The organism is Neorhizobium fuzhouense (assembly GCF_042611105.1).
Classification (GTDB): Bacteria; Pseudomonadota; Alphaproteobacteria; order Rhizobiales; family Rhizobiaceae; genus Neorhizobium; species Neorhizobium galegae_A.
This window is the reverse complement of the sequence record NZ_JBHFFP010000017.1, coordinates 1-25,510: the sequence shown is the minus strand read 5'-3', so window position 1 is coordinate 25,510 and position 25,510 is coordinate 1. Positions and strand designations below refer to the sequence as shown.

Annotated in this window: 25 protein-coding genes and 3 pseudogenes; 15 read left to right on the top strand and 13 right to left on the bottom strand. The window is 59.0% G+C overall.

The features are described 5' to 3' along the window. Positions 1-59: 59 nt before the first annotated feature. On the top strand, positions 60-2,237 hold the full coding sequence (locus ACEXP3_RS22810; RefSeq protein ID WP_377299493.1) for a molybdopterin guanine dinucleotide-containing S/N-oxide reductase: 2,178 nt from the start codon (positions 60-62) through the stop codon (positions 2,235-2,237). Between the two features lie 52 nt (positions 2,238-2,289). Here the strand turns inward: ACEXP3_RS22810 and ACEXP3_RS22805 are convergent, their stop codons facing one another. After that, complete coding sequence (locus tag ACEXP3_RS22805) at positions 2,290-2,742, bottom strand: MarR family winged helix-turn-helix transcriptional regulator (protein WP_377299492.1); 453 nt, start codon at positions 2,740-2,742, stop codon at positions 2,290-2,292. Positions 2,743-2,870: 128 nt separating this feature from the next. Here ACEXP3_RS22805 and ACEXP3_RS22800 point away from each other — a divergent pair, with 128 nt between their 5' ends. Both ACEXP3_RS22800 and ACEXP3_RS22795 read left to right on the top strand, forming a co-directional pair. Next, on the top strand, positions 2,871-3,692 hold the full coding sequence (locus ACEXP3_RS22800; RefSeq protein WP_377299491.1) for an alpha/beta fold hydrolase: 822 nt from the start codon (positions 2,871-2,873) through the stop codon (positions 3,690-3,692). Positions 3,693-3,763: 71 nt separating this feature from the next. Then, positions 3,764-4,540, top strand: coding sequence for an alpha/beta fold hydrolase (locus ACEXP3_RS22795; protein ID WP_377299490.1), 777 nt, complete (start codon positions 3,764-3,766; stop codon positions 4,538-4,540). 183 nt (positions 4,541-4,723) lie between these two features. On the opposite strand, the gene ACEXP3_RS22790 is transcribed toward ACEXP3_RS22795, so the two are convergent. Beyond that, positions 4,724-5,644, bottom strand: a complete 921-nt coding sequence (locus ACEXP3_RS22790) for a LysR family transcriptional regulator (protein WP_377299489.1) — start codon at positions 5,642-5,644, stop codon at positions 4,724-4,726. A 99-nt stretch (positions 5,645-5,743) separates the two neighbouring features. On the opposite strand from ACEXP3_RS22790, the gene ACEXP3_RS22785 reads away from it, so the two are divergent. Together ACEXP3_RS22785 and ACEXP3_RS22780 are read left to right on the top strand one after the other, a co-directional pair. Beyond that, positions 5,744-6,067: a nuclear transport factor 2-like protein gene (locus tag ACEXP3_RS22785; protein ID WP_377299488.1), complete on the top strand. Its 324-nt coding sequence runs from the start codon at positions 5,744-5,746 to the stop codon at positions 6,065-6,067. Next, a complete protein-coding gene (locus tag ACEXP3_RS22780) occupies positions 6,064-6,843 on the top strand; it encodes an SDR family oxidoreductase (RefSeq protein ID WP_377299487.1) in 780 nt (259 codons plus the stop codon). The genes ACEXP3_RS22785 and ACEXP3_RS22780 overlap by 4 nt, the downstream gene beginning before the upstream one ends. Positions 6,844-6,940: 97 nt before the next feature. Here ACEXP3_RS22780 and ACEXP3_RS22775 read toward each other — a convergent pair whose 3' ends face one another. Together ACEXP3_RS22775 and ACEXP3_RS22770 are read right to left on the bottom strand one after the other, a co-directional pair. Then, a complete protein-coding gene (locus tag ACEXP3_RS22775; protein ID WP_377299486.1) occupies positions 6,941-7,297 on the bottom strand; it encodes a response regulator transcription factor in 357 nt (118 codons plus the stop codon). A gap of 97 nt (positions 7,298-7,394) precedes the next feature. Next, positions 7,395-8,039, bottom strand: coding sequence for a response regulator transcription factor (locus tag ACEXP3_RS22770; RefSeq protein ID WP_377299485.1), 645 nt, complete (start codon positions 8,037-8,039; stop codon positions 7,395-7,397). A 349-nt stretch (positions 8,040-8,388) separates the two neighbouring features. Between ACEXP3_RS22770 and ACEXP3_RS22765 the strand changes: the two genes are divergently transcribed. From ACEXP3_RS22765 to ACEXP3_RS22745, 5 genes and pseudogenes are all read left to right on the top strand, one after another. Further along, on the top strand, positions 8,389-11,367 hold the full coding sequence (locus ACEXP3_RS22765; protein ID WP_377299484.1) for a PAS domain S-box protein: 2,979 nt from the start codon (positions 8,389-8,391) through the stop codon (positions 11,365-11,367). Between the two features lie 198 nt (positions 11,368-11,565). Beyond that, positions 11,566-12,213, top strand: a complete 648-nt coding sequence (locus tag ACEXP3_RS24735) for a nuclear transport factor 2 family protein (RefSeq protein WP_508436204.1) — start codon at positions 11,566-11,568, stop codon at positions 12,211-12,213. Continuing rightward, positions 12,122-12,352, top strand: coding sequence for an Atu4866 domain-containing protein (locus ACEXP3_RS24730; protein WP_508436203.1), 231 nt, complete (start codon positions 12,122-12,124; stop codon positions 12,350-12,352). The genes ACEXP3_RS24735 and ACEXP3_RS24730 overlap by 92 nt, the downstream gene beginning before the upstream one ends. Continuing rightward, a pseudogene (locus tag ACEXP3_RS22750) lies at positions 12,331-13,150 on the top strand (SDR family oxidoreductase). Before ACEXP3_RS24730 ends, ACEXP3_RS22750 begins: the two are co-directional and overlap by 22 nt. Before the next feature lie 48 nt (positions 13,151-13,198). After that, positions 13,199-13,693: a lipocalin-like domain-containing protein gene (locus tag ACEXP3_RS22745; protein WP_377299483.1), complete on the top strand. Its 495-nt coding sequence runs from the start codon at positions 13,199-13,201 to the stop codon at positions 13,691-13,693. Positions 13,694-13,740: 47 nt separating this feature from the next. Here ACEXP3_RS22745 and ACEXP3_RS22740 read toward each other — a convergent pair. Beyond that, a pseudogene (locus tag ACEXP3_RS22740) lies at positions 13,741-13,881 on the bottom strand (LysR family transcriptional regulator); the annotation flags it as partial. Positions 13,882-13,923: 42 nt separating this feature from the next. Here ACEXP3_RS22740 and ACEXP3_RS22735 point away from each other — a divergent pair. Then, a complete protein-coding gene (locus tag ACEXP3_RS22735) occupies positions 13,924-14,445 on the top strand; it encodes an SDR family NAD(P)-dependent oxidoreductase (RefSeq protein WP_377299510.1) in 522 nt (173 codons plus the stop codon). Positions 14,446-14,682: 237 nt separating this feature from the next. Continuing rightward, positions 14,683-15,060, top strand: a complete 378-nt coding sequence (locus ACEXP3_RS22730) for an ester cyclase (protein WP_377299509.1) — start codon at positions 14,683-14,685, stop codon at positions 15,058-15,060. Between the two features lie 293 nt (positions 15,061-15,353). On the opposite strand, the gene ACEXP3_RS22725 is transcribed toward ACEXP3_RS22730, so the two are convergent. The 6 genes from ACEXP3_RS22725 to ACEXP3_RS22700 form a co-directional block, all read right to left on the bottom strand. Further along, entirely contained in the window at positions 15,354-16,181 is an 828-nt protein-coding gene (locus tag ACEXP3_RS22725; protein ID WP_377299482.1) for a shikimate dehydrogenase family protein, read from the bottom strand. A 49-nt stretch (positions 16,182-16,230) separates the two neighbouring features. Continuing rightward, the gene (locus ACEXP3_RS22720; protein WP_377299508.1) at positions 16,231-16,959 is read right to left on the bottom strand and encodes an amino acid ABC transporter ATP-binding protein; all 729 of its coding nucleotides are present in this window, start codon (positions 16,957-16,959) and stop codon (positions 16,231-16,233) included. A 91-nt stretch (positions 16,960-17,050) separates the two neighbouring features. Then, a complete protein-coding gene (locus ACEXP3_RS22715; protein WP_210107374.1) occupies positions 17,051-17,692 on the bottom strand; it encodes an amino acid ABC transporter permease in 642 nt (213 codons plus the stop codon). A 10-nt stretch (positions 17,693-17,702) separates the two neighbouring features. After that, positions 17,703-18,371, bottom strand: a complete 669-nt coding sequence (locus ACEXP3_RS22710; protein ID WP_377299481.1) for an amino acid ABC transporter permease — start codon at positions 18,369-18,371, stop codon at positions 17,703-17,705. Further along, a complete protein-coding gene (gene aroQ, locus ACEXP3_RS22705) occupies positions 18,368-18,841 on the bottom strand; it encodes a type II 3-dehydroquinate dehydratase (RefSeq protein ID WP_210107376.1) in 474 nt (157 codons plus the stop codon). The genes ACEXP3_RS22710 and aroQ overlap by 4 nt, the downstream gene beginning before the upstream one ends. Positions 18,842-18,963: 122 nt before the next feature. Further along, positions 18,964-19,794 carry a transporter substrate-binding domain-containing protein gene (locus ACEXP3_RS22700; protein ID WP_210107403.1) on the bottom strand — a complete coding sequence of 277 codons (831 nt, stop codon included), beginning with the start codon at positions 19,792-19,794 and terminating at the stop codon, positions 18,964-18,966. A gap of 201 nt (positions 19,795-19,995) precedes the next feature. Here ACEXP3_RS22700 and ACEXP3_RS22695 point away from each other — a divergent pair, with 201 nt between their 5' ends. The 3 genes from ACEXP3_RS22695 to ACEXP3_RS22685 all read left to right on the top strand — a co-directional run bounded on the left by ACEXP3_RS22695 (position 19,996) and on the right by ACEXP3_RS22685 (position 23,354). Next, a complete protein-coding gene (locus ACEXP3_RS22695; protein ID WP_377299480.1) occupies positions 19,996-21,888 on the top strand; it encodes a bifunctional sugar phosphate isomerase/epimerase/4-hydroxyphenylpyruvate dioxygenase family protein in 1,893 nt (630 codons plus the stop codon). 86 nt (positions 21,889-21,974) lie between these two features. After that, the gene (locus ACEXP3_RS22690) at positions 21,975-22,646 is read left to right on the top strand and encodes a GntR family transcriptional regulator (RefSeq protein ID WP_210107378.1); all 672 of its coding nucleotides are present in this window, start codon (positions 21,975-21,977) and stop codon (positions 22,644-22,646) included. Then, positions 22,647-23,354 carry a GntR family transcriptional regulator gene (locus ACEXP3_RS22685; RefSeq protein WP_245367273.1) on the top strand — a complete coding sequence of 236 codons (708 nt, stop codon included), beginning with the start codon at positions 22,647-22,649 and terminating at the stop codon, positions 23,352-23,354. Between the two features lie 210 nt (positions 23,355-23,564). Here the strand turns inward: ACEXP3_RS22685 and ACEXP3_RS22680 are convergent, their stop codons facing one another. After that, the gene (locus ACEXP3_RS22680; protein ID WP_377299479.1) at positions 23,565-24,809 is read right to left on the bottom strand and encodes a GGDEF domain-containing protein; all 1,245 of its coding nucleotides are present in this window, start codon (positions 24,807-24,809) and stop codon (positions 23,565-23,567) included. A gap of 62 nt (positions 24,810-24,871) precedes the next feature. Continuing rightward, positions 24,872-25,141, bottom strand: a pseudogene (locus ACEXP3_RS22675) (LysR family transcriptional regulator); the annotation flags it as partial. Positions 25,142-25,510 lie beyond the last annotated feature (369 nt).

The window sequence follows — 25,510 nt, the reverse complement described above, 5'->3', positions numbered from 1 at the left end:
GTGACTTGTCCATAACGGCGACCGCGGAAGATCCGGATCCGTCACCGATCGGCCTCCACATGGCGTCCAACGACCTCAGGCAGGTCCGGATCGCAAAGCCTTCCATCCGCAAGAGCTGGCTGGAGAACGGTCCGGGTTCCAACCCTCATCTTCGCGGGCGCGAGCCGTTCGTCGAGGTTGAATGGGATGTCGCGCTTGATCTTCTGGCCGGTGAGTTCCAGCGGATCCGCGAAGAATTCGGCAACGAGGCGATCTTTGGCGGATCTTACGGCTGGGCAAGCGCCGGTCGCTTTCATCACGCACAAAGCCAGGTCCACCGCTTCCTGAACCTGATCGGCGGCTATGTCAGCCATGTCGACAGTTACAGTCTGGGGGCGGGCAAGGTCATCCTGCCGCATGTGATCGACGGTTTCAGCAGCCTTTTCAATCAGCATACGTCCTGGGACGTGATGGCAAAGGAGACGGAATTGTTCGTCACCTTTGGTGGCGTGCCCGTGAAAAACGCCCAGATATCCCAGGGCGGCCCCGGCCGTCATCGCGTCGTCGCAGGAATGCGGGGCATGGCGCAGGCCGGCACGCGCTTCGTCAACATCAGCCCCGTCTCCGACAATATGCCGGTGGAAAGCGAATGGCTGGCAATCCGCCCCAATACCGATGTGGCGCTGATGCTGGCCCTGGCTTACGTGCTGGACACGGAGAGTCTTGCCGATCTTGAATTTCTCAACAGCCACTGTGTCGGCTACGACCGGTTCAGGCCCTATTTCCTGGGGCAGGAGGATGGCATCCCCAAGACACCCGCATGGGCATCGTCAATCTGTGGCGTGCCGGCAGACCGCATCGTGACGCTCGCCAGGGAAATGGCCGCAAGACGGACGATGCTCAACGTCTCCTGGTCTCTGCAACGGGCGGTGCATGGCGAGCAGCCCTTCTGGATGCTGATTACCCTTGCGGCCATGCTCGGCCAGATCGGTCTGCCCGGTGGCGGTTTCGGCCTCGGCTATGGCGCGATGAATTCCGTCGGCCATGACAATATTCGCTTCAAGTTCGGAGATTTCCCGCAAGGCCGAAACCCGGTCAAGACCTTCATTCCGGTGGCGCGCATTGCCGATATGCTGCTCAATCCGGGCAAAAATTTCACCTATAACGGCAAGGTATACGGCTATCCCGATATCAGGCTGGTCTACTGGGCGGGCGGCAATCCCTTCCATCATCACCAGGATCTCAACCGGCTGCTGACGGCCTGGGAAAAGCCGGAGACGATCGTCGTCAACGAGCCGTACTGGACGTCGACCGCAAAGCTTGCCGATATTGTCCTTCCTGTGACGACGCCGCTGGAACGCAACGACATCGCCGCCTCAAGCGGCGAGGACTTCATCGTGGCGATGAAGAAGGTGGAGGATCCGTTCGGTCAGTCGCGCAGTGATTTCGACATCTTCGATGCCTTGGCGAAGCGGCTTGGCGTCGACTTTTCCGAAGGCCTTGACGAGGCGGCGTGGCTGCGGCGCATTTACGACGTCAGCCGCGAAAACGCTGCGGCCCTGAATGTCGACCTGCCCGATTTCGATGAGTTCTGGCATGCCGGCCTGCTGGATCTAAGCTCGCACACGGCACCCGTCGTGATGCTGAAGGACTTTCGTGCGGCCCCCGACCAATATCCCCTGTCTACGCCATCGGGGCGCATCGAGATCTTTTCCGAGACGATCGACGGGTTTTCGTTGGCAGATTGTCCAGGCCATCCCACGTGGTTTGAACCGCCGGAGTGGCTTAGTCTCTCTGGCAGACGGGCATCCACCCTGCATCTCATCTCTGATCAACCCGTGCGACGGCTGCACAGCCAGCTGGATGCCAGCCCGCACAGCAAGGCTGGCAAGGTTTGCGGCCGCGAACCGATCCACATTCACCCCACGGACGCCGCCGCACTCGGTATCGAGGCCGGCGATCTGGTCGAGGTCTTCAATGCCCGCGGCCGCCTGATTTCGGCGGTAATCGTCTCAGACGCAATCATGCCGGGCGTCGCACGCCTCTCCACCGGCGCTTGGTTCGATATGGACCATGACAGGAAGATCGAGCGTCATGGCAATCCCAACGCTGTGACCATGGATGTGCCTGCCTCGTCGCTTTCTCAGGGCTGTGGCGCCCAGACCTGCCTCGTCGAGATCCGCAGGTTGGACAAAGAGCAACCGATCCCCGTTTGCGCGTTTGAGCGGCCCGAATTTGACAAGACAGGCGGAGCATGATTCGAGACTGCCTTTTAGGAGGCGGTTCTGACTCGCGGCCACTATTGCGGCCCTATTGCCTGATCTTGTCCCGGATCTTGTCCACCGAGGCCTTGATGGCTTTGACTGTGTCTGCGTCCATTCCGACAGCCTCCTCGATACAGCGCATCACATCCCTTGCCGAGGCTTGCAGCGCTTGTCCCTTTGTCGTCAGATGAATGAGGACCTCGCGCTCGTCTTTGGGATTGCGGGTCCTGGTGATCAGGCCCGCCGCATCCAGTCGCTTCAAGAGGGGCGTCAGCGTGCTGGAATCCAGAAACAGGGCCTGGCCGAGTTCCTTGACGTTCTGGCCGTCACGGTTCCACAGCGTCACCATCACCAGGTATTGCGGATAGGTAAGGCCGAGCTCGTCCAGCAAGGGTCTGTAGAGCTGGGTGAAGGCGTGGCCTGCGGAGTAGAGCGAAAAGCAGAGCATTCCGGTCACGTCTGGCAGGCTTGCGTCGTCGTCGGGTAGAGTGTCGGTCATGGTTGTCTCCTTTCCCGTAAAATAATTTGTGGGCGATCTAATTGCAAGCGATTGACAGGCGGAAAAGCATCGGGCATATAGATCGCACACAAATCAATTGCCAACAAAACATCGCACAGGAGAACGACATGTCCACTTTCACCACCACCGATGGAACCCGCCTCTTCTACAAGGACTGGGGCGCAGGCCAGCCCATCCTGTTTGCGCACGGCTGGCCGCTCTCGTCGGACGCCTGGGACCAGCAGATGCTGTTCTTCAGCCAGAACGGCTTCAGGGTCATCGCCCATGACCGCCGCAGCCACGGTCGCTCGGATCAGACCTTCAACGGCAATCACATGGACCAGTATGCCGACGATCTTGCCGAATTGATCGAGGCGCTCGACCTGTCCGACCTGATCCTGGTTGGCCATTCCACCGGCGGCGGCGAGGTCTCGCATTATATCGGCCGCCACGGCACGGCGCGTGTCGCCAAGGTGGTTCTGGTGGGCGCAGTCCCGCCGCTGATGCTGAAGACCGCCGACAACCCGAAGGGGACGCCGATGGAGGTCTTTGACAGCATCCGTGAGAACACGGCGAAGAACCGCTCGCAGTTCTTCTTCGATCTGACGGTTCCCTTCTACGGCTTTAACCGGGAGGGCGTCGCCACGAATGAGGGCTTGCGCGAGAACTTCCGGCGTATCGGCCTGCAGGGCGGCATCAAGGGCCAGTATGATTGCATCCGCGAATTCTCCGAGGTGGATTATACGCAGGACCTGAAGAGCATCGACCGTCCGACGCTGATCATCCATGGCGATGACGACCAGATCGTGCCGATCGAGGCCTCGGCTCACCGGGCTGCGGAACTCGTCGCCGGAGCGACGCTCAAGGTCTACCCGGGCGGCTCCCATGGGCTGGCAGAGACCGAGGCCGATCAATTCAACGCCGACGTTCTCGCCTTCATCCGCGGCTGAGCAGCCGCAGCGTCACCAGCCAGATACGTCTTCGTCCAAAATCACCCTGTTTTCCTAAGAAAGGAACCATCATGTCCAAGTTTGTTGCAAGCCTTGCGGTTGTCGGCGCTCTGCTGTCGGGGAACGCGGTGGCTGAGCCTGCCAAGCCTACCGTCGTGCTCGTTCATGGCGCCTTTGCCGATTCCTCAAGCTGGAACGGCGTCACCCGGATCCTGCAGAAGGATGGCTACCCTGTCGTTGCCGCGGCCAATCCGTTGCGCAGCGTCTCGTCCGATGCGGCCTATGTCTCGGACATTGTCGCTAGCGTCAAAGGGCCCGTCGTTCTCGTCGGCCATTCCTATGGCGGCCAGGTGATCACGACTGCTGCCAATGGAAAGGATAACGTCAAGGCACTGGTTTATGTGGCGGCCTTTGCGCCAGAAGAAGGCGAAGCGGCCGCCGATCTTGCCGGCAAGTTTCCGGGCGGCACGCTTGCGCAGGCGCTTGCCGCACCTGTCAAGCTCGCCGATGGCGGCATCGATCTCTCCATCGATCAGGAGAAGTTCCACGATCAGTTTGCCCATGACGTGAGCGTCGGGGAGGCTGCGCTCATGGCGGCCGGCCAGCGGCCGATCACGCAGGCGGCGCTCACGGAAAAGTCAGGCAAGCCGGCGTGGAAGGCGCTGCCGTCCTATTTTGTCTACGGCGATGGCGACAAGAACATCCCCGCGCGGGCGCTGGGCTTCATGGCAGAGCGCGCAGCATCGAAGCGAACGGTTGTCGTTGAAGGAGCGTCCCATGTGGTGATGGTCTCGCAGCCAAAGGCAGTGGCAGACCTCATCGAGGAAGCGGCGCAAAATGCGCGATGATCGCGCAGAAGACCGGTCGCCGTGTGGCCGGTCTTCCATCGCCCGTCCCGCCAAGGCCGCGGGACGGTGCGGTCGATAGAGAGCGGACTGCCGTGGCTCGGTGGTCCGCCGGGCCTTCAGCTCCATTTTCAACACGAATGGTCAGGCATGGGTTTCGCTTGTCGACTGAAGCCGACGGGCGTCTCAAACGGGACTACCGGCCCTCAAGGTCTTTGCCGCGTGGCTGCGGGCCAGGTTGAGAAACTCCCTGACGCCAACGGGGAGGTTTCGGCGGCCGGGATAATAGAGGCAAAGGCCCGGAAAGGCGGGTGTCCAGTCATCCAGGATCCGGACCAGGCGACCCGCCCTGATATCCTCGATGACATTCTGCTCCATGAAGTAGCCGATGCCGACATTCTCCATCACGGCTGTCCGCGCAAGGTTCGCCTCATCGAGAATGATGGGGCCCTGAACATCGAGTTGGATCGTCTGCCCGTCCTTTTCAAAGCGCCATCTGAAGAGGGCGCCATCTGGAAGGCGCACCCGGATGCAGTGATGCTTGAGGAGATCCGGAGGCGCCATCGGCATCGGATGCGATGCAAAGTAGGAGGCGGAGGCGACAACGGCATATCGCTGCGGCTGGCCGAGCGATACCGAGATCATGTCGCTCGGAACCAGTCCCGCCACGCGGACCCCGAGGTCGAAACCGTCGGCCACGATATCCATCAGACGCCCTTCGGTGACCAGATCGACCGTCATGTCGGGAAAGCGGCGAAGATATTCGATCACGAGCGGCGCCATGATGGCCTGTGCCGCAAAAGGGGCAGCGTTGATGCGCAATGTGCCGGACGGCGTGTCACGTTCGGATCGGACTGCATCGAGCGCACCGCGGATGTCTTGCAGCGCAGGCCCGACCTCGTCAACAAAAATCCTGCCGGCACCGGTCAGGGAAAGGCTCCGCGTCGTTCGGTTGAACAGGCGCACTCCAAGGTTTGCCTCAAGCCGTGCGATCGCATGGCTGAGCGCCGTCGTCGACATGTTGAGCTCCACGGCTGCCGCGCGAAAGGTGCCCTTTCGCGCGATCGCCAGAACCGCGTGCAGATCCTCGAGTGCGCCTCGTTCCATTGTCCCGACTTTGTCAATTCCTCATCCCGGTTTGTCCCGATTATGTTCATAATCGTCAAGTGCTAACCTTCAGCCATCATCGGAACAAGGATAGCCCCAATGATTTTGCCAGACGTCTTGAAGACCTACTTCGATGCCGACCGGACCGGCGACGAGAACGCGCTGTTTGGCGCATTCTGCGATACAGCCATCGTGAAGGATGAGGGAGCCACCCACCGCGGTCTTCCCGCCATCCGCAGCTGGTGGCAGGGTGCCAAGGCAAAGTACCAGCACGCGGCACAGCCACTCAGTGCGGACCAGAATGGCGAGACCATCGAGGTGCTTGCGAGCGTGAGCGGAAACTTCGCGGGCAGCCCCGCGGAACTGCATTTCCGCTTCGTTCTCGAGACAGGCAAAATCCGGGAACTGGAGATCGGCCAATGACCAGCTTTCTTGCTCTCGAAGGAAAACGCGCGCTTATCACCGCCGGCACCAAGGGCGCGGGCGGGGCAACGACAGCCCTGTTTCGAAGCCTCGGTGCGCGCGTTCTTGCAACGGCTCGCTCCCGGCCCGATAGCTTGCCGGAGGATCTGTTCGTTGCCGCTGACCTCAAAACGGCCGAAGGCTGTGCCATCGTGGCGCAAGCGGTGCGCGAACGGTTGGGCGGGGTCGATATCATTGTCCATATGCTGGGCGGCTCATCGGCACCGGGTGGCGGTTTTGCAGCGCTTGGCGAGGCTGACTGGCAAGAGGAGCTGAACTCGAACCTGTTTCCAGCCGTTCGCCTGGACAAGCTGCTTGTGCCGCAGATGGTGGCGCAGCGGCGAGGCGTCGTGATCCACGTCACCTCCATCCAGCGCACCCTGCCTCTGCCGGAATCCACGACGGCCTATGCCGCTGCAAAGGCTGCATTGTCGACCTACAGCAAGGCCCTGTCCAAAGAGGTGGCGCCGCAGGGCGTCCGTGTCGTGCGCGTTTCGCCGGGCTGGATTGAAACCGAAGCCTCGGTACGCCTTGCCGAACGGCTGGCTGCACAGGCCAATACCGATTACGAAGGCGGCAAGAAGATCATCATGGACAGTCTCGGCGGCATCCCGCTCGGCCGGCCGAGCAAGCCTGAGGAGGTCGCCAATCTCATCGCCTTCCTCGCATCGGATCGCGCCGCCTCGATCACCGGAACCGAACATGTCATCGACGGCGGAACCATCCCGACGGTTTGAAGATTTTGGACGGCACGCGATACCGCCGAATTCGACCTATGCCGCCGCGACGAGAGGGCGGCGTAGGTTCAAGGTGCTCTGGTCTCTGCCATTGCCCTTATTCAGGCTCCAGATGGCTGATTGCCTGATGGATGGCATCGATCAAGACCTGCCCCTGGAACGGTTTTTGCAGCAGGATCAAGCCGCCGCATTCCTTTACCTTGCGTGGCAAGGTCGGATCGATCCGGGCCGAGACAAAGATCACGGCGACGGTGGACCCTTCCGCATTCAGCCGTTCCTTGAGTTCAATTCCGGTCATGCCGGGCATCTGGATGTCTGAGATGATGCAGTCGGCATCCCAAACCGCTCTCATATCCAGGAAGGCTTCTGCAGAGGCGTGGCCCGACACGTCATATCCGAGCGATCTGATCAGGCCCTCCGTCGCGGTGCGGAAGGAGTCATCATCATCGATCACTGCGATATGCACATTCCTGGAGGCGGGCATCAAGTTGGGCCTTTTCGGCAAAGGGACGTCAAGCGCCCTCAATCGCACACTTCGCCCGCCACGGAAATCATACGCTAGTGTTACCTGCTTCTTTTGTGTCCCTGAGCTTGAGAGCATCCGCCATGCGCACGAGGTCCGGGAGGGTTCGGGCACCCATCTTTTTCATCGCGGAGCCCCGGTGGATCTTTACGGTAACTTCGCTGATGCCGAGATCGCCGGCCACCTGCTTGTTGAGAAGGCCCTTGGTCACCATCAGCATGACCTGCTGCTCACGCAAGGTAAGCGATTGATATCTTTGCTCGATACTGGCAAATTCCTCGCGACTGACGCGCCGTGCGCGGTCGAGCTTCAGTGCCGCACCCACCGCGTCGAGCATATCCTGATCCCGGAAGGGTTTTGTCAGGAAATCCACGGCGCCTGCCTTCATACCCCGCACGGACATCGGGATATCCCCATGTCCCGTCATCAGAACAACCGGGATTTCGATGCCGGACTGCGCCAGTTGCTGTTGGAAATCCAGCCCGCTCGTTCCCTGAAGGCGGATATCGAGAACCAGGCAAGCGTCTGCATCGGGGCGCTCGGCTGCCAGAAATTCCTGGGTCGAAACAAAGGTGTGCGTCGCAAAGCCAACCGAGCGGAAAAGGTGGTCGAGAGAGCGCCGAATAGATTCATCATCATCAATAATGTAGATGAACGGTGCGTTTTTCTTCACCGGTGGCCCCTTGCGTGGACGACGGAATCTGTAACTTCAAGTCCAAGGTCATGCCAAGAAAACAATTCGATGGGAAGCGTTTTGATTGCACCGCGGTCGGGGAGCCCGAAGCGTCGGCGCGACCTTGGTTTTCGACCTTGCGTACCCGTCAGGAAGAGGCATCCGTTCGGCTTCCATTGCCAACAAAGTCGTGATTGAACAAGATCTTCAATCTGGATTGCGCTAGGCTAGTCATGCTTGCTCAAGCTTTTGCGGCGCATTGGCGCATTGGCGCATTTGCCGCGACAGCTTTACCCCGAATTTTTGGTCTTCCAAGACGCTGCGATGATTTCAGGAGACAGATGCCGTCATGAGTTCCGGTCGAGATTGCAGCGAGATCATCGATCTTATGGATGATTGCATCATCATTCGGGAGCTTGCCGGTCGCGTCACAGGCTGGAACCGCGCAGCAGAGAAGATCTATGGCATCTCGCGCGAGCAAGCACTCGGCGCGCCCCTGGACGCCCTGTTCGAACCCGTGTCAGATGATGTGCGACAGCAGGCGTGCGACAACCCCGTGATTGCCTCTGACTGGTCCGGCACGGTCAATCGCGTGACGAGAGGAACGCCCACGTCGGTGACTGTCTCCGTAACGGTGAAGGTGCAGCGAGATGCGGATGGGCGACCGGTCGCTCTCTTGGAGACGTCGCGTCCTGTTGTCAGTGCCGAACGGCTGGTTCGCAACGACAGTCTGGTCCGTCTGCTGGATGCCGCCGGCGTCGTTGTCGTGCCGATTGACGTGACAGCGGTGGCCAAGAGCCTTACAGCTCTTGGCGCCGAGCAGGGAATGAGCTTGCGCGACTGTCTGAAATCCGAGCCACACCTCGTTCGCCAGATGATGCGATCCGCAAGGGTTGCGGAGGTGGACCCGTCAGGACACGCGCTCTCGCCTGCAGCCAAGGCGGTATTCGGCCCTGTCGGTCGGGACCTGGCCTCCTTCTGGCCCGAAGAGAGTGCCAACACCTTTGTCGATACCATCCTGTCGGTCCTCGTGGGCGCAGGCCATGCGCGCGGCTCCTGCCAACTGACGGGGCGGGATGGCGGAACCTTCGACGCGGAGTTGGCCGTCGTTCCGGCGTCTGCGGACGCAGACCATATTTATGTGCTGTTGTCCGTTCGCGACGTTTCGGTTGAGCGGCAGGCGTTTGATGAACTCAAGGCCAGTGAACTGCGTTACAAGCACGTCTTCGATCACTTGCCGATCGCCCTCGCTGAGATTGATACCAGCGGGCTTGCCGAGATGTTTCGCGAGCTTCGCCAGCAGGGCGTGACCGATCTGTCACCATACCTTGACGAGCATCCCGAGTTCATGGAGGCCGCATTGCGCGCCATGAAGGTCGTGCAGTCCAATCCGACGCATGTCCATATGATGGCTGGTGAACGGGAGGAGGACATTCTTGGGGATCTCACGCCCTATTGGGACCTTGGGATGCCGGTGCTCAGAAAATCCTTCGAGGCACGTTATCGGGGTGAGGAATTTTTCCAGTCCGAGGTGACATTGAGGTGTCTCGATGGCAGTACCATCCAGGTCCTGTTTGCGACGGCACGGCACGGTTATCTTCAGGATCGGGCTGTCTGCAGCTTCATCGATTTCACCGAGCGCAATTTGGCAGAGCAGGCGCTGCGCCGCAGCGAGCGGCGGTATCAAGACCTTTTCCAGGCGATGACCGTGTCGTTCTGGGAGCTCGACCTCACGATCATCAACGATCTCCTTGAAGAAAATGGCCTCTCAGCGGACGGCGATATCGTTGATTACCTGCGCAATTATCCCGATTGCGTTGCACGTATCCTCAGCGCGACGACGATCATCGATGTCAATGATCAGACGCTGATCTTGTTCGGAGGAAATCAGAAGTCAGACCTTCTCGGCACGCTCGATCATTTCTGGTCGCCGGACCGCTGGTTGGATGGTGCCGCGGCTGTTCTGAACGTCCTGGTGAATGACGCCAGCGTGACGATCGAGACCCGCCTGAGGCGTCTTGATGGAACCGAATTCGATGCGCAGTTCACGCTCTGGTTTTCAGCAGATGATCGTCGCCGGGGGCTTGCCGCCGTCACCGACATCAGCGAACGCGTAAACGCCTTTAACGAGCTTGAACACAGCGAGCAGCGGTTCCGCGACCTCTTCCAGCATCTGCCTCTTCCTGTTTTTCAGATCAGGTCCGCCGCACTTCTCGGGGTTCTCCAGGATCTCAGGGAGCAGGGTGTCCCGGATTTGGGCGCGCATCTCGCCAAGCATCCGGATTTCCTGCGGCACGCGATGGAAAATACTGTCGTCGAGCAGGCGAATGACGCAGCGCTCAAACTCCTGGGTGCCGCACATCACGATGAGCTGAAGGGGGGATCGGTGGTCCCGTTCTTCGGTAACCACCCGGAAAATTATGCTCGCCTTTTGCAAAACCGGTACAAAAGCCTTGAGAATTATGCGGAAGAAATCTCTCTGACCACGCTCGACGGCAGGGTGCGGGAGGGGACGCTGACGGTAACCTTCCCTCCCGCCATGGCAAAGCTTGGCGTAACCATCAGCGCGTTCATCGACACGACGGAAAAAAAGCAGGCGGAGCGCAGGCTGCGGCATATCGAGGCGGAGTATGCTCATGCCGCGCGGATCTCGATGCTGGGAGAGTTGACGGCATCCATCGCCCACGAGGTCAATCAGCCGCTTGCCGCCATCACCACCTATGGGGAGGCTGGCCTGCGGTGGTTGAACCGCCCCAATCCCGAACTTTCCGAGGTTCGGGATATCGTGATGCGTATCGTTGCCGATGCACAGCGCGCCGCCAGCGTCATCGCGCGCGTTCGCAGCATGGCAAGCCATCGAATGCAGGACGAGGAAATCGTCTCGCTGGACGAACTGGTGGCCGAAGCCGTGCTTTTCCTGCGCCACGAGTTCCAGGCGCACAAGGTCAATGTCGTTCATTTGCCTTCGCCGGGCTCGGCACGTGTCACCGTCGACCGCATTCAACTTCAGCAAGTCATCGTAAACATGGCGGTCAACGCGATCCAGGCCATTTCCGCGGCCCCTTGCGAGCGCCGCGAGGTCGTTCTGTGCACGACGGATGAAGGGGCGCAGGTTTGCTGTTCGGTGGAGGATTCAGGTCCGGGAATTCCCGTGGAGGGAACGGGCCGGATCTTCGAGAGCTTCTTTACCACAAAGGATGGCGGCATGGGGATGGGGCTGCCAATCTCGCGCTCCATCATCGAGGCGCACGGTGGGAAAATGAGCGCCGACAATGGCAGTCGTCTGGGTGGTGCGCGGTTCTCCTTTGTCCTGCCTGCCTTGCAATGAGATTGCGCGCCGGAAAGCCTTATACCAAGTGTCGGTGATAGGAACCTATAGGATGGGTCACGGCCGGTTTCTGGCTAGGCGCGGTGCGCAGCGCGATGCTTTCGCATCGGGCAAGCGCCGCAACGACGGCAGGGACCAGTCGTGACCCACCGTCGGCAGGCTTATCGAGCTTTCTGGCGTTGTCCAGGTTCTTGACCGATGCGAAAGCATCGCTCTGCAAACCCCACCGACGTCGTCTGGACAATTCATGGCTCGGGCCGGGTGGCCGACACCTATCGCAACCAAAAGGATTTCGTCGAACAGGCATCGCGTCCCCTGACCAGCCGTCTTGCAACGCCGATCATGCCGCAGGTGCACGACATCTTTGCCGACGGCGACACCGTCGTGATCCGCTTCGACGGGACAGCGACGACCACGTCCGGCGCACCTTACCGCAACCAGTTCGTTTGGATTCTCAAGATGCAGGACGGCCTCGTCGTCAATGCGGAAGCCTTCCTGGATCTTGTTGCCTATCAACAGATCGTCGATAACTACGCCCGCGTTCCCCATGACCGATGCTGCGGTTCGGCAGACCTGCGGGTCTGCCAAACCGGCACCGCGCGCGTATTCGCGCCCTCACCAGACCGACAACAGCAACGCCTAAAGGAGCCAGACCATGCGACCGGCATTTGCAGCACTCGTCACAGCCACCCTTTCGTTTCAATCCGTAGAAGCACAGGAAACAAATTTGCAGCCGAACCATCCCTACGCCGGCATGTGGGTCACCGACGACAACCGTGTCCACCACGAACTTCTGCCGAACGGACGCTATGTCGAAGCGCGCGGTCAGCGCGAACGAGCCTATGAAGGCCGCTATGAAGTCGACGGGACGCATAATTTTCCTCACTGTCTCATCTCAAATTGCCAATCTTATATCACCAATCTGGCAGATCTACATTCGCGAATGGAAGATAAGGAGATCACATGCCAAAGACATGGTTCATAACCGGCGCTTCTTCGGGACTCGGTTTCGAAATGACGCAGCAACTGCTTGCGCGTCGCAACCGTCCGCCCTCGCGGGGCGCTGACGCAACTCGAACAGACGTACCGCGAACGCCTGGACGTGGTTCAGCTCGATCTGGTCGAGCCGGATAGCATAAACCTCTCAATTGGAGAAGCCTTCCAGCGGCACGGCCGGATAGACGTCATTGTCAGCAATGCCGGCTACGGACTGTTCGGTGCGGCGGAAGAGCTGACGGACGAAGAGATCGATCCACAGATCGCCACAAATCTCACGGGCTCCATTCATCTGATCCGTGCAGCATTACCCCTTCTTCGAATGCAAGGCAGCGGGCGCATCGTCCAAGTGTCGTCCGAAGGCGGGCAGATCGCCTATCCAGGCATTAGCCTCTATCACGCGACCAAATGGGGCATCGAGGGCTTCATCGAAGCCGTGGCACAGGAGGTGGCGCCTTTCGGCATCGACTTCATCATCGCCGAGCCGGGGCCGACCGGCACGAACTTCGGAGCCAATCTGGTCTGTGCGGATCCCATGGCTGCTTACAATGGAACGCCTGCGGGCGCCGTTCGCCGCGCAATCGGCGATGGCAGTTTCGAGATCAGGGGGGATGCGGCGCGTACCGTGGCCGCAATCCTGTCGGCTGCTGAAAGCGAGGCACCACCATTGCGATTGGCGCTGGGCAGCACGGCCTACTCCTCCATCTCGCAGGCGCTTTCCATACGCCTGTCGGCACTTGAGGCGCAGCGGGACGTGGCGAATTCCGCCGATCGGCAGGATCCGTGAACCCCGCAGTGGCAGGACCGTATCATTCATAAAAGCAGAGGAAACGACATGTTCATTCGACCGATCACATTGGCTGTCGCCGTCAGCATTTCGTCGGCTGCCCTCTCGCAGACTGCCACCGAAAATCAGGTCGCAGGCACCTGGCGCATGATATCGGCGACGATCGACCCCGGCGGGGAAAATATCGCCGCCTATGGAGAGAAGCCCAATGGGCTTCTCGTCTTCACGCCTGACATGCACTTCGTGGAGGTCTTGACCGACGCCGAAATCCCGCCGTTTGCTTCCAACACGCGCGGTGAGGGAACGGATGATGAAAATCGCACGGCCATGTCACGCAGCATCGGGTTTTTCGGAACCTACACCGTCGATGAGAACGGAGAGTTCAGCGGAAACCGTGTCAAAGGGTCGACATTCCCGAACTGGGTCGGAAGCGTGCGAACGCGTGCTGATCTCACCCTCATCGTTGATGGCGATCGTATGACCGAGCAATTCCGCCGGCCGGAAGGCACCGAAATCAGGATCGAATGGCAGCGGGTCAAATAAGGCATCGCCGATAAGCCGTTCCTGCCGCAATGCCGGTTGGAACGGCATCAGGTCCTGGCCTGCCAGTCATAGTTCCTCATGTAGTCGAGAAAGGCGCGCATGGCGGCGCTTGGAAGGCGTCGGCTGGGATAGTATAAAAACCAGTGTGGCAGGGTGGGGCTCCAGTCTAAGAGAAGCTCCATCAACCTGATGTCGGCAATGCTGCGGATACGGATCAGCTTTATGCCCGGATCGGAAGCGAGCACGGCCGTGTAGATGTGGTCTTCGCCAATGCTGGCGTGTCAGAATCGGCGTTCATCGACGATATCAGAGATGACCACTTCGATCGCGTGTTCGCCATCAACGTCAAGGGGACGCTCTACACCGTCCAGAAGGCCTTGCCGCTGATGGGGGAGGGCGGCTCCATCGTACTGGCAGGCTCGGGTGCAGGGAGCAAGGGCTTCGCCAACCTTTCGGTCTACAGCGCGACGAAGGCGGCCATTCGGTCCTTTGCCCGCACATGGACGGTTGATCTTAAAAGTCGGGGTATCCGCGTGAATGTTGTTTCCCCCGGCATGGTCCTGACCTCAGCCATGCAGACTTATCTTCAAGCCAATGATGGCGGGGAGGCGTGGATGAAACAGGCCATTCCGTTCGGCAGACTCGCTCAGACCGACGAGGTTGCCAAGGCCGTGCTGTTTTTGGCATCGAGCGAAAGCAGCTTCGTCGGTGGTGAAGAATTATTGGTGGACGACGGTTTCGTCGCGGTTTGAAAACGTCGCGTGAACCGGCACTTCTCTCGACCCGCCATGCGCTCCGCTCCAGGCGAGTCACGGAATCGTCTGCCGCCCACCTCCAAAACCGGATGTCGGACTGCCGCAAAACGCGGCGGAGCCGATCTTGCCTTCGTGCGCCGCAGCGCGCAGGGTCCGAGCCCATCCCCAAGTATATTGCGTTCGTCTGCGGATACACGGCTGAGTAAGGACTGATGCAATGGTATCTGCACCATGATGCTGCAAGAATTTTACAGGGCTTATATAGGCTGCCTCAATCGCCAGGATTGGGATGAACTCGGGCGATATGTCGCCGACGACGTCAAACACAATGGTCGGCCGTTTGGGCTATCAGGCTACCGCTCCATGTTGATCAAAGATTTCGAGGACATCCCCGACCTGCATTTCGTCATCGATCGTCTGGTAAGCGAAGCGCCTCTGATCGCGGCGAGGTTGCTGTTCGATTGCTTCCCGAAAGGCCGGTTCCTCGGCTTGAACATCAACGGTCGACGCATCTCCTTCGCAGAGAACGTGTTTTATGAGGTGAAGGGCGGTAAAATTGTCGATGTATTCTCCGTGATCGACAAAACCGCGATTGAAAATCAGATCGCTTGAACCGCTTTTGTGATAGCCGTTGTCCGCCAAGGACCGAACTGGGATATAGGCATCAGATACTTGATCTCTGCCCTCTTGACCAGCTTTGGTGAGGGCAAGGATCGTCGTCAGCATCCCACCCGGGCTGAAACGATCGAGTCCGCCTTGCCTTCGATAACATCGAGAAATTGATGCGGCTGACTTTGACAGGCGCGGCTGCCATCGAGCGTGATGTGCTGGCGCAGCAGCGGCGTTAGCAACGGCTGTCCTCATACCTTCAGTACCACAGTCGTTTCTTATGCCCATCGGAAATTTTAAACCTGCGCAATCTCACGCAGGTGCTCGGCGGTCGTTGTCGGGAAATCAAAAAACTCAAGATAGGCAGGGATCTGTTCGAACAGCATGTCGAGCCCCAACTGGAATTGGCATCCACGCCCTCGAACCGCGGCGAGAAAGGGCGTGATTTCCTGCTTCAGGACCACTTCCCCGACGAAGGCCGCAGGTGATATGCGCTGCACATCGAAGGGAAGCGGATCATGATCCTGCATGCCAAGCGGTGTCGCATTGACGACAATGTCGTAGCCATCAGGGTCGGTTGCGCCGGTGACAACCGTAAGGTCCGGGTAATAATGGCGCAGACGTTGCGCAAGTTCGTTCATCATCGGCGGATGCGCGTCGTTGAAAGCAAGTTCCGCGATACCTGCCTGTGCCAATGAGGCGGCGATGGCGGATCCCACGCCACCGGCGCCGGCCATGATGGCGCGTTTGCCCTGGATCCCCCTGCCGCGGCGAAGAACGCCGCGGACGAACCCCTCTCCGTCAAACATGTCGCCGATCAACCGACCGTCAGATCCAAGGCGAACGGCATTGCAGGCGCCGGCCACGGAGACGCGTTTGGAGACTTCGTCCAGCAGTTCGACCGTCACGATCTTATGCGGCATGGTGATCAGCGCGCCGTGGATGTTGGACAGCTTGAACACCAGTTTCAGGAAGGTGGGGTAGTCCTCCGCACGGCAGCCCATCGGCACGACAGCCGCATTGATGCCGGCTTCCTCGAAATAGGGATTGTAGATCAGCGGCGCCTTGAACGTATGGGTCGGGTAGCCGAGATGGGCAATGAGCTTTGTGTTGCCGTTAATCATCGGCTTCACCTTCCGTAGGAGGGGATTTTACAGCTGCGGTGCGGCGCGATCAGTGCCCGAGGATTTCTCCCAAGAACTTGCGTGTTCGTTCATGCTTGGGGTTTGAGAAGAATTCGGCGGGCGGCGCTTCCTCGACGATGGCCCCGGTTGCCATGAAGATGACGCGATCGGCGACCTGTCGGGCAAAACCCATCTCGTGCGTCACGCAGATCATCGTCATGCCCTCCTCGGCAAGCCCGATCATCGTATCCAGCACCTCCTTCACCATTTCCGGATCGAGCGCGGAGGTCGGCTCGTCAAACAGCATGACCTGCGGTCGCATGCACAGCGCACGGGCGATGGCGACGCGCTGCTGCTGGCCGCCTGAAAGCTGGGCTGGATATTTGTCCGCCTGCTCGGCAATCTTCACGCGCTCCAGCAGTTGTCGCGCACGCGCCTCGGCTTCTTCTTTCCCGAGCCTCAACGCGCGCAGCGGCGCAAGCATGCAGTTCTCCAGCACGGTCAGGTGCGGGAAAAGATTGAACTGCTGGAATACCATGCCAACCTCGCGGCGCACCGCATCGATGGTTTTCGCTTGGTGCCCCAGCACGGTGCCGCCGACGCGGATAACGCCTTTCTGGTAGGACTCGAGGTGATTGATGCAGCGGATCAGCGTGGATTTGCCGCTGCCGGAGGGGCCGCACAGAACAATCTTCTCGCCTTTTTCGACCGAGATGTTGATGTTCCGCAAAGCCTGGAAGGCGCCATACCATTTCTCCACGCCGCTCATGCTGATCATCGGGTGCGTGCTGTCCACAGTGGTCGAGATGTCGTTCATGAAAAGAACTCCGTATGGCTCAGCAAGAAGAAGAGGTTGGAAAACATGGGCCCTACCGCGCAGATGCCGCGAACTTGCGTTCGAGATAGGCGCCGTAGATCGTCAGCGGGCAGCACATGATGAAGTAGAGCATGCCGACGATGCCAAAGACGGTCAGAGGCTGGAAGATCTGGTTGGAGATAATGTTGCCCGCCCGGGTGAGCTCCGTGAAGCCGACGATCGACGCGAGCGAGGTGCCCTTGATCAGCTGCACGAGGAAGCCAATCGTGGCAGGAAGTGAGATGCGCAGTGCCTGTGGCAGGATGACGTCCTTCATCCGCGACGCGTAGCTGAGTGCGAGCGCCTTGGACGCTTCGGTCTGTCCGCGCGGGACAGCCTCGATGCCGCCACGCCAGATTTCGCCCAGATAGGCGCTGGCGTGAAGAGTAAGGCCGACGGCAACAGCCGCCCAGGCGTCCATCTTGATGCCGATCAGGGCGAGGCCATAATAGACCACGAACAACTGCATCAGCAGCGGCGTTCCCTGGAAGAGAGCTATATAGCCGGCCGTAGCGCGCTCGACGGGGCGTATGCCCGATGTGCGCAGCAACGCAATGGCAAGTCCCGCCAGGCAGCCGCTGACGAAGCCGATTGCCGAAAGCGCAACCGTCCACTTCAAGCCGAGGAGAAGGAAGAGAAATTCATCGCGTCCCATGCTCACTCCCTCATTTGACCGGATAGGCGAAATACCGGGCGGAGAAAAACGCGAAGAGGCGCATCATCAGCCAGGAGATAACCAGGTAGAAGATCGTAACGGTGAAGTAGACTTCGAAGCTTCGGAAGCTGTCGGATTCGATCCGCTGGGATACCGAGGTCAGTTCGTAAGCGGAGATGGCTGAGGCAATGCTGGTCGTCAGCGTCAGCAGGACGAACTGGCTGGTGAGCGAGGGGAAGATTGCCCTCAGCGCCGGCTTCAGGATGATAAGACGGAAGACTTGGCCCTTATGAAGACCAAGCGCCAGCCCTGCCTCCATCTGCCCCTTCGGGATGGACTGGACGCCGCCGCGGATGATTTCAATGGCATAGGCGCCACCATTAATACCGAGCGCTATGATCGCGGTCGGCGTCGGGTCAAGCCGGATACCCGTCAGCGGCAGGGCGAAATAGATGAAGAAGATCTGCACGAGGAAGGGCGTGTTGCGGATCAGCTCCACGAAACTGATGATCAGCCACCGCAAGGGCGCGATCTTCGATTGCCGCAGAACGACCCCGCCGATGCCGATGACCGTTGCGAGCAGCATGCCGCAGATCGCCAGCGCGAAGGTGCCAAGGCAGGCAGTCAAAAGACTCGGCAGGCCCTCGACAACCGGCGTGAAATCCAGCGTATAGTTCATGACGCCTCCTGTCGCGGCGTGTTGCTGCAAGAGGTGGTCACCATGTCCGCCATGGCTTCTATGGCCAGTTCATAACCCTTCGCCCCAAAGCCGATCATGATGCCGGTTGCCACGCGGGAGATGAGGGAGTTGTGGTATATGCTTTCGCGGGCGTGGACGTTCGAGATATGCAGCTCGATCTTCGGCCGGTCAAACATCTTCAAGGCGTCCAGTAGCGCGACAGAGGTGAAGGTGTAGCCCGCGGGATTGATGATGATGCCGCAGGCTCGGCTGCGGGCTTGATGCACGGCTTCGATCAGTTCACCCTCGAAATTGGTCTGGCGAAAGTCGATCTCGAAGCCGAGTTGTGCCCCACGAGCAAGGCAGCTCCCATGGATGTCGGACAAGGTTGTGGTGCCATAGATCGCGGGCTCGCGCTCTCCCAAGAGATTGAGATTGGGGCCGTTCAGCACGAAGATCGTCTTGCTCATGGTGATGCTCCGAAGTCAGAAAGCGCACGTAACTCAGGACAGCCGGCCACCTGTCTGCGCTGCCGACACCGCTTCACTCGGTGCCGGCTTGCAGAACTGCTGGCCGAAGGATGGCTGCTATGTCACTGTGCCGCGAACGGGATGCCTTCGAGACTTTGCGGGAATTCCGGCACCGGAACCTTCATCCACTTGTCGTAGATGGTCTTCAGTTCGCCGTTTGCCTTGATCTTGTCGATGAAGGTGTTCAGCGCGGCATTCAGTTCCTTTTCGCCGAGACGGGTGCAGGCACCGTTATAGAGCTTTTGGAACTCCAGCTTGTTCTCAAACTTGCCCGGTGCCGCTTTCTCGACACGGTCCAAGTAGAAGATGTTGCCACCAAGCGCCTCGGCTTGGCCGGAAATCAACGCCTGGACGCTGGCCGCGTCACCATCGTAGCGGCGGATAGTGGCCGATTGCGGTGCATTCTTCGTGACCTGCGTGTCCTGCGCCGCACCCTTGGCGACCGAGATGGTCATATTGGCCATGTCGTCATTGGTCTTGATCGACTTCGCCTTGGGGCCGATCAGAACGATGGCGTTTGCATTATAGGGCTTGGAGAACTGGACGGCCTTTGCGCGGTCGGGCAGCATCGCCATGGTGGCGAACAGTACGTCCACTCGACCGGAGGTCAATGCCGGGATGCGGTTGTTCACTTCGAGCGGCACGAACTCGACGGTCACGCCCAGTTCCTTCGCAAACAGTGTCGCCATGTCGGCGTCAAATCCGTCCTGCTTGCCGGCACTGGTGACGAAGCCCCACGGAGGGTTGTCGCCTTGGATGCCGACGATCAACTTGCCGCGGGCCTTGATCTCCTGCGGTGTGACGGCTGCGGCAGACCCGGCAAATGACGCTGCAGCCAAGAGAGCTGCTGCTCCCATCAAGGCACGACGACGCGTAAAATCCATTCCGAACATGTTGCTCCTCCTAACGTGTTCAACCAGCACTCCCGTTGCTGTCGTCATAGAACTGCCACGGAGCGGCGCGCCAATCAACATAGAATTTTGAAAATCTATGGTATAAATGATTTCAGCATTGAATTTGACGCGCCGGCTTCGGATTCGCTATGCTCAGATTGCCGCAGCCGGGCCGAGGCTGATGCTCAGGGAGGAGCGCGCATGAAAACGTCGATCGCAACCGTATCGATCAGCGGCGAACTGCCGGAAAAACTTGCAGCAATTGCCGCTGCAGGGTTCGACGGTGTCGAGATCTTCGAGAACGACTTCCTCGCCTTCGACGGCAGTCCTAGAGACGTAGGACGCATGGTCCGCGACCTCGGACTGGAGATCACCCTGTTTCAGCCATTCCGCGACTTCGAGGGAATGCCAGCTTCCCATCGGCAGCGGACGTTCGATCGGGCAGAGCGCAAGTTTGACATCATGCAGGAACTCTGCACGGATCTTGTGCTGGTCTGCTCGAACGTATCACCGGTCTCCCTGGGAGGGATAGACCGTGCCGCCGCCGACTTCCATGAGCTTGGGGAACGGGCGGCGAAGCGCGGTTTGCGTGTTGGTTTCGAGGCGCTTGCCTGGGGTCGCCATATCAATGACCACCGCGACGCGTGGGAAATCGTCAGGCGAACCGATCATCAGAATGTCGGCTTGATCCTCGACAGCTTCCACAGCCTTTCCCGCAAGATAGACATCAACTCGATCCGGTCCATCCCGAAGGACAAGATCTTCATCGTCCAGCTGGCGGACGCGCCTCTGATCGACATGGACCTGCTTTACTGGTCGCGTCATTTCCGAAATATGCCGGGTGAAGGAGACCTTCCCGTCACGGCCTTTACGGCTGCCATCGCCCAGACCGGCTATGACGGCTATTTCTCTTTGGAAATTTTCAACGACCAGTTCCGCGGCGGCTCCACCCGGTCCATTGCGGCAGACGGTCATCGTTCTCTTATTTATCTGGGCGACCAGGTAAGGCGCGTACCGGGCGCCGAGGTTTTGACTGTCCCCCCTATGCCGGATCGTACCCGCGTTGAGGGGGTCGCCTTTGTCGAGTTTTCTGCCGATCATGAAGATGCGCGAAGTCTCGTTGCAATTCTCAAGACGCTGGGGTTCAGGAAAACAAAGATCCACAGAACGAAAAGGGTCGAACTTTTCGAACAGGGCGATATCCGTCTTCTGGTCAACACGGAGGAAACCGGCTTCGCCAACACTGCCTTTGCGGTCCACGGCACTTCTGCCTATGCGGTGGCACTTTCTGTAGACGATGCCGAGAAGGCGTTGGCGCGGGCCGTTGCGCTGGGTGCAGAGCCCTTTGGTCAACCGGTTGCCGAAGGAGAGGTCGAGATACCGGCAATCCGTGGTGTCGGCGGCGGCCTTATCTATTTGATTGATAATCAGAGCGATCTGGGGCGGTTTTCGGAAATTGATTTTGTAGCGTCCGATGAGGCGGGCCATGAGGTCGTCCCTGCGCATCTGCAGCGGGTCGATCATATCGCCCAAACGGTTGCCTATGATGAAATGCTGACATGGCTCCTCTTCTACACCTCGATCTTCGAGGCCAACAAAACGCCTATGGTCGATATCATCGATCCCTCGGGTGTGGTGCGTAGCCAGGTCGTCGAAAATCACAGCGGCGCCTTGCGCATAACGCTAAACGGCGCAGAGAACCGACGTACGCTGGCAGGGCATTTCATTGCAGAGACGTTTGGCTCCGGCGTGCAACATCTTGCGTTCGAAACGCCTGATATTTTTGCGACGGCAGCGGCACTGCGCGAAAACGGCTTCCGTGCACTTCCGATTTCGGCAAACTATTATGGCGATGTCGAAGCCCGTTTCGGGCTCGACCCGGAACTCAGTGAGCGTCTGAAGGCTGAAAACATTCTTTACGACAGAGATGACGGCGGGGAATATTTCCAGCTTTATAGCGGAACCTTCGGGGAGGGTTTCTTCTTCGAAATTGTCCAGCGAAGCGGCTATCGCGGTTATGGAGCGCCGAATGCCATATTCCGGATCGCTGCCCTCAAGAAGCAGATGCGGCCTGAAGGTATGCCAACTGCATAGGTTGCTCCTTGCCTATATACACTTGGTGTTGAAGTCCGCCCTATTCCTGTTACATAGGACGATCCTCAAAATATCAGAGATCTCCGGTGTTTTCCAAAATTACGACAGAATCGGTTGCAGAAGTCAGCTACAGGCGCATTCGTGCTGACATTATCTTTGGCCGGCTGGCGCCGGCGCAGAAACTGAAGCTGGATAGTCTGAAGGAAATATACGAAACAAGTGTCAGCACGCTGCGCGAGATCCTGAACCGATTATCCTCGGAGGGCCTCGTGGTCGCAGAGGGTCAAAGGGGCTTCGAAGTCGCTCCGACCTCCGAGTCGGATCTGCGGGAAATCGCAGCCCTTCGTCTACTTCTCGAAACGCATGCCCTGGAGCAATCCTTTGCACATGGCGGGGTCGACTGGGAGGCGCGTGTTGTCTCTGCGCATTACAAGCTCTCCAGGATGGAGAAGATCATGGCGACTGGCGATACCAGCCAGGCCGAAAGCTGGAAGCGTTACGACTGGGAGTTTCATCAGGCTCTGATCTCTGGCTGCGGTTCGAAGCTCCTGATGGATACGCATTCGGGAGTTTTCGATAAATATCTGCGCTATCAGATGGTTGCGCTTTCCTATCGTGGTGACATCGCAGCCAAGGAACACCAACAGCTACTGGATGCAGCCTTGAAGCGCGATGAAAAAACCGCAAAAGCGATTTTGATCGAGCATATCCAGGGTGGGGTTGAGCACGCGCTGATGCGTAATCGGCTGGAGAGATAGATGTCGATGCGGGCACAGGACAGCTTAACGGAAACGGACGGCACCCCGGAGCATGCCGGGGAAACAATTGGCGACGTTGTGTTTCGTCAGGTTAGAGCAGACATCGTTTCCGGTGTCCTTGCTCCGGGCAGCAAGATCAAGCTGGAACAGGCAAAGGAGCGTTACTCGATCAGCGTGTCGTCACTGCGGGAAATTCTCAGCCGCCTGACGGCCGAGAACCTTGTGCGAGCCGAGGGGCAAAAAGGGTTCGAGGTCAGCCCGGTATCAGAGCAGGAACTGATCGAACTTGCCGATCTGCGCATCGTTCTGGAGGCCCACGCCATGGAACTCGCGTTTGAGGCAGGCGACCTGGAATGGGAAGGGCGCGTGGTTGCTGCACAGCATAAGCTCGCCGCCGCGGAGAGAAGGCTGCTTTCCGGCGATGCTTCGCGCACGATCGATTGGGTGCGGTCCGACTGGGACTTTCACAGATCAATTGTCTCGGCCTGCAATTCGGAAACCTTAATGGCGAATCTCTCCTCGGTCTTTGACCGCTTTCTCCGCTACCACTTGCTCGCCAGAAGTTTCCGTGGACAGGGCGTCGCAGACGATCATCGCTCGCTTTTCGAGTTGGCACTGGCAAGAGATCTGCAAGCCGCAAAGCGGGTCATCCACCAGCATGTCATGAGCGGCGTGGAACACGTTCGCACGCAGCTCAAGCTACAATGATGCAATAGCTTCTTGGTTCGCCGTCGATCGTGTCCCGCAACTTGCCCATCACCCTTACCACCTACGTTACTCCGCTGGACACGATCCCTGCGTGCAATGCCGGGCATTGTGCTAGATCGTCCGGAGGTTACATCTATCGCGTCGTTTTGCGTAATCCCGCAAACTCAGAGGTTTAAGATAACAATCGCGGTGTCGCCGGTTCTCATCCCTTCAAGAGCGCTCTCGCCCAAAACGCAACATCGGTTCAGGACGCCCCACCGGCACTACCCGCAACTGATGATGCAAGCTATCGGCTGAGGGGTGCAGCAATTCGTTTGGCAGTGCGGTCTCAACGCGATTCCGCCCGAGGGCTTTCGCGTGGTACAAGGCGCGATCGGCGCTTGCAAGCATCCCGGCGAGGTCGTGGCAGTCCGATGCCGCAAGGCCAATGCTGACGGTGGCCTGGGTTTTCAAGCCCTCTGCCCCAGCGGCTGCTTTGGCGAACCGGCTTGCGATTGCCGAGCCCCGACTGAAGGCTTGGGAATGGTCGCACCGTGGCAGAAGCGCAGCGAATTCCTCACCGCCCAGCCGGACAATAAGCGCGTCCGGCCCAGCTTCTTTGCGGGCCGTTTCGGCGAAGAGCTGCAAAACCTTATCTCCGGTTAGATGTCCATGACGGTCGTTGATCGCCTTGAAGTGGTCGAGGTCGAAGGCGAGTAGTGAGACGGGGTCACCATGCCGTTCCCGGAGGATCCGAGATGCCTGCTCAAAAAAGGCGTGACGGTTTGCAAGCCCGGTCAACTGATCGGTTTGTGACATGCGGAGCAGGTGGAGCTTTTCCTCCTCCCGAATAATCATCAGAAAGGACATAGGCATTGCAACCGAGTACAAGACGGCCTCGTACATCGTCGCCTTTCCGACGATGGAGATAATATCTTGCCCGTATTGCTGAAGGAGAACAGGGGTGATGAACGCCCGGCCAAGGTAGAATACGGCATGGACGGCCGAAATCGATACTGCGATGGGACGTGAGCGCAATCGCTGAATTGTGCGGCTGCGCAGAAGTAGCCATGCTGTAAGGCCGCAGGTCACCGCGATCGGGATAGACGAGACATGGTTCCAGAAGGCGGCCGGAAAGTGCGTGCCAGCGATCGCCCAGGCGATGGCCAGGAAGATTAGAGCCGCGACGGACGACCAGAAATACCGTTGACCATCGAGGTTTGCGACGGCGTTAAGGACCAGAAGGTATCCCAACATCATAAGGATGTTGATCACCGCCATACCGAGCGCGACCGGAAAGTGGCTGCGGTTCATTGCGAGAATGCAGCCGAGAACGAACGCTAAGAGTGCCGCGGCCAGAACACCGAGCACGCGAGCGCGACCTGGATGAGCCTGCCTTTCCCAAAGGAGCAGCGACGCTGACACCAGGAGCGTTCCAACGGTTAAGTACCACAGGGTTGGTAAATCGATCTGCATTGCTCCGCCTGCCTTACGCCAAAGCCTACAGGGTGGTCTTTGTAAGATTCTTCACGTTTCTCTCATATTGCCGACATGGTTCGCGTAACGTTAAGCGTACTGTTGAGTGCCAGTACTAATTCGGTGGTGCCTTCCGCAAAAGGGCTCGCGGCTGACCGAACGCGACGGTACACGCGCGACCTGTGTCTCGAGAGCAGTATCGGTGCTTCAAATATCCTTCCAGCGTTGCGCAACACGACACTACGGCCGGATTTCTTAAACGGCTTGCAACCGAGCGCTTCTTCCAGCCGCCGGATTTGATGGCTGACGGCGCTATCCGTCAGGCTGAGCTCAGCGGCGGCTTCGAATGGCTCTGATGGCGCGCGGCGGCCTCGAAGGTCTTAAGCGTAGCGAGTGGACGGTTGCGAAGATTGGGCAAACGTGCGGTCATCGGGTTGGCCGTACTTACCGGCGAATGGGCGCAATCAGAGCAGGGCATTGCATTCAAGTGCGGACTCTATCACCAGCTCGGCCTCGAAGGTAGTGCGGCCTGGCCCGCGCAGTCATCAAACGCCTGCGCTCACCTCGCCTGCGTGGCACTCGTCAACGGCCAGGCATGTGAATAGCCCCGAGTTTCGTAGACACCCTCGGGTTAGATTTTCTGCTGCTTCTCGAACTCGACGGGTGACATCATTCCGTTTCTGACGTGCTTGCGTTTCGGG

Excerpts from the sequence above, each read along its gene's own strand:
- ACEXP3_RS22810 (WP_377299493.1), top strand. The coding sequence starts at position 60 with ATGGCGTCCAACGACCTCAGGCAGGTCCGGATCGCAAAGCCTTCCATC.
- ACEXP3_RS22805 (WP_377299492.1), bottom strand. The coding sequence starts at position 2,742 with ATGACCGACACTCTACCCGACGACGACGCAAGCCTGCCAGACGTGACC.
- ACEXP3_RS22800 (WP_377299491.1), top strand. The coding sequence starts at position 2,871 with ATGTCCACTTTCACCACCACCGATGGAACCCGCCTCTTCTACAAGGAC.
- ACEXP3_RS22795 (WP_377299490.1), top strand. The coding sequence starts at position 3,764 with ATGTCCAAGTTTGTTGCAAGCCTTGCGGTTGTCGGCGCTCTGCTGTCG.
- ACEXP3_RS22790 (WP_377299489.1), bottom strand. The coding sequence starts at position 5,644 with ATGGAACGAGGCGCACTCGAGGATCTGCACGCGGTTCTGGCGATCGCG.
- ACEXP3_RS22785 (WP_377299488.1), top strand. The coding sequence starts at position 5,744 with ATGATTTTGCCAGACGTCTTGAAGACCTACTTCGATGCCGACCGGACC.
- ACEXP3_RS22780 (WP_377299487.1), top strand. The coding sequence starts at position 6,064 with ATGACCAGCTTTCTTGCTCTCGAAGGAAAACGCGCGCTTATCACCGCC.
- ACEXP3_RS22765 (WP_377299484.1), top strand. The coding sequence starts at position 8,389 with ATGAGTTCCGGTCGAGATTGCAGCGAGATCATCGATCTTATGGATGAT.
- ACEXP3_RS24735 (WP_508436204.1), top strand. The coding sequence starts at position 11,566 with ATGCGAAAGCATCGCTCTGCAAACCCCACCGACGTCGTCTGGACAATT.
- ACEXP3_RS24730 (WP_508436203.1), top strand. The coding sequence starts at position 12,122 with ATGTGGGTCACCGACGACAACCGTGTCCACCACGAACTTCTGCCGAAC.
- ACEXP3_RS22745 (WP_377299483.1), top strand. The coding sequence starts at position 13,199 with ATGTTCATTCGACCGATCACATTGGCTGTCGCCGTCAGCATTTCGTCG.
- ACEXP3_RS22730 (WP_377299509.1), top strand. The coding sequence starts at position 14,683 with ATGCTGCAAGAATTTTACAGGGCTTATATAGGCTGCCTCAATCGCCAG.
- ACEXP3_RS22725 (WP_377299482.1), bottom strand. The coding sequence starts at position 16,181 with ATGATTAACGGCAACACAAAGCTCATTGCCCATCTCGGCTACCCGACC.
- ACEXP3_RS22720 (WP_377299508.1), bottom strand. The coding sequence starts at position 16,959 with ATGATCAGCATGAGCGGCGTGGAGAAATGGTATGGCGCCTTCCAGGCT.
- ACEXP3_RS22715 (WP_210107374.1), bottom strand. The coding sequence starts at position 17,692 with ATGGGACGCGATGAATTTCTCTTCCTTCTCCTCGGCTTGAAGTGGACG.
- ACEXP3_RS22710 (WP_377299481.1), bottom strand. The coding sequence starts at position 18,371 with ATGAACTATACGCTGGATTTCACGCCGGTTGTCGAGGGCCTGCCGAGT.
- aroQ (WP_210107376.1), bottom strand. The coding sequence starts at position 18,841 with ATGAGCAAGACGATCTTCGTGCTGAACGGCCCCAATCTCAATCTCTTG.
- ACEXP3_RS22700 (WP_210107403.1), bottom strand. The coding sequence starts at position 19,794 with ATGTTCGGAATGGATTTTACGCGTCGTCGTGCCTTGATGGGAGCAGCA.
- ACEXP3_RS22695 (WP_377299480.1), top strand. The coding sequence starts at position 19,996 with ATGAAAACGTCGATCGCAACCGTATCGATCAGCGGCGAACTGCCGGAA.
- ACEXP3_RS22685 (WP_245367273.1), top strand. The coding sequence starts at position 22,647 with ATGTCGATGCGGGCACAGGACAGCTTAACGGAAACGGACGGCACCCCG.
- ACEXP3_RS22680 (WP_377299479.1), bottom strand. The coding sequence starts at position 24,809 with ATGCAGATCGATTTACCAACCCTGTGGTACTTAACCGTTGGAACGCTC.